At 66.4% G+C, this 1827-nt stretch carries 3 protein-coding genes; all 3 read right to left on the bottom strand.

Features of this window, described 5'->3' with window-relative positions:
* On the bottom strand, nt 1–181 hold a 181-nt coding region (locus tag EOA60_RS31365), incomplete at its 3' end, for an AIR carboxylase family protein (RefSeq protein WP_206628331.1).
* 91 nt (nt 182–272) lie between these two features.
* Nucleotides 273–1478, bottom strand: a complete 1206-nt coding sequence (locus EOA60_RS31360) for an aminotransferase class V-fold PLP-dependent enzyme (RefSeq protein WP_095824057.1) — start codon at nt 1476–1478, stop codon at nt 273–275.
* Between the two features lie 17 nt (nt 1479–1495).
* Nucleotides 1496–1827, bottom strand: a 332-nt coding sequence (locus EOA60_RS31355) for a RidA family protein (RefSeq protein ID WP_164899709.1), incomplete at its 5' end; no start/stop codon positions are given.

Below are 1827 nucleotides of genomic sequence, written 5' to 3'. Positions count from 1 at the left end.
AGCCGGCCGCCTTGGCGCCCTTGGCGAATTCATAGAGGCGGTCCGGCGTGCGGTGTGCCGAGACGATCAGTTTTTTGTGCAGGATGCCCAGCGCGTCAAGCGTTTCCGCCGCCTGGCGCATCGTCGCCCAGTCGGACTGGCTGCCCATGATGATGGCGACGTCGGCACGCTGATCGGTCAAGGTTTTCGCTCCCGGCGGCAAAGGCGCGCCTTAGCGGAATTCGCCGGCAGCCGCAAGGATTGTCGCGGCTGTGGGCCGACGGTGGCGAGGTCTAGTCCGGCCAGCGCAGCGCCCCGGATGAATCCTTGCGCGCCGCTTTCATCGCATCCGCGGGACGCTCCTTCGCGGTCAGAACCGCGCGCAGCCGCTCGGCGACGGTCTCGGCCTCGCCGGGATGCAGGTTGCACGGGTCGAGGAAGAAGTGTCCGCGCTCGACCTCATGGTTGCGCACGATGACGGGCGGTGAGCCGGCGGCCAAAGCCGAGGCTAGGCCCGCGGCGGTGAAGCGGCTCTCCGGACGGACGAAGACCTGCAGGCGGTCGAGCGGGTTGGCGGTTGGGTCGGGCACGATCTCAGCGCCGATGCCCGGAATGCCTTGCAGCGCATGCTTCCACAGATCGAGCGCCGCCTCTTCGCGCCGGCGAATGCCGGCATGGTCGCGCTTTTCCCAAGCGTCGAGCGCCGCCATGGTGCCGGCGATGCTTTCCTTGCCGACCTTCATGGCCCGCGCGACGCCGCGATTCTGCAGATAGGCGGCGCGCACCAGGTCCTTGCGGCCGGTGACGATGCCGCTGGTCGGGCCACTCAGGAATTTGTGGCCGCTGTAGACGACGATGTCGGCGCCGCGCGCGAGGAAGGTCCGCAGATCGTATTCCGAAGCGGCATCGACGATCACCGGCACATTCTTGGCGTGGCAGATCTCGCAGAACTCCTCTAGCGAAAGCATGCCGTATTGCACCGTGTGGTGGGCGACGACGTAAAGCGCGGCCGCGGTGCGCTCGTTGATCGCCTCGCGCACGTGGTAATCCTGCGTGACGCTAACGGTGCCCGCCGGAATGACCTTGGCGCCGGCCACGCGGATCGACTGATCGATCGGCGCGCCGTAATTGACGATATGGCCGAGCTGGATGACGACCTCCGATTTCAGCCCTTCGGTGTCGTCGGGCAGCCGTTCGATGGCCAGCAGGTTGGTGCCGGTCATCGCTCCGGCGATCGCCATGGTGATGCCTGAGGCGCAGCAGGCGGTGATGAAGCCGGCCTCGCCGCCGGTGAGACGGGCGACGACTGCGCTCGCGGCGCGCTGCAAATCGTCCATCTCCACCCATTGCGAGGCGATCTCGGCCATGGCGCTGATCGCTTCCGGGACGATGATGGAAGCGCCGAGTGTCGTCATCGTGCCCGAGACGTTGATGATCGGACGCAGTCCCAGCCGCTCGCGGATCGTGGTGTTGGAGCCGGTCTCGGAATAGGTTTTCATGGCAGCAGATCCCAGTGTCAGGCGGCGATCTCGACGACCGCTTCGATTTCGACGGTGATGTTTCCAGGCAGCGAGCCGACGCCGATCGCCGAACGCGCGTGGCCGCCGATCTTGTCAAAGACATCGGCGAAGAGATCGGAGCAGCCGTTGACCACCTTCGGGTGATCGCTGAAGGTCGGCGTCGCATTGACGAAGCCGAGCAGCTTGACGACGCGCACGATGCGCCCGAGGTCGCCCGCCGCCGCGTGCATGACGGCAAGCAGGTTGAGGCCGGTGAGCCGGGCATGCTCATAGGCCTGTTCGACGGTGACGTCCTCGCCGACCTTGCCGGTGCAAAGCGTGCCATCGG

This window comes from Mesorhizobium sp. M1A.F.Ca.IN.020.06.1.1, from assembly GCF_004023265.1.
Taxonomy (GTDB): domain Bacteria; phylum Pseudomonadota; class Alphaproteobacteria; order Rhizobiales; family Rhizobiaceae; genus Mesorhizobium.
Note: the sequence above shows the minus strand (reverse complement) of the source record. Positions and strands in the feature narration are given on the sequence as shown.

Coding starts and splice junctions, on each gene's coding strand:
- EOA60_RS31360 (WP_095824057.1), bottom strand. CDS start 1,478: ATGAAAACCTATTCCGAGACCGGCTCCAACACCACGATCCGCGAGCGG.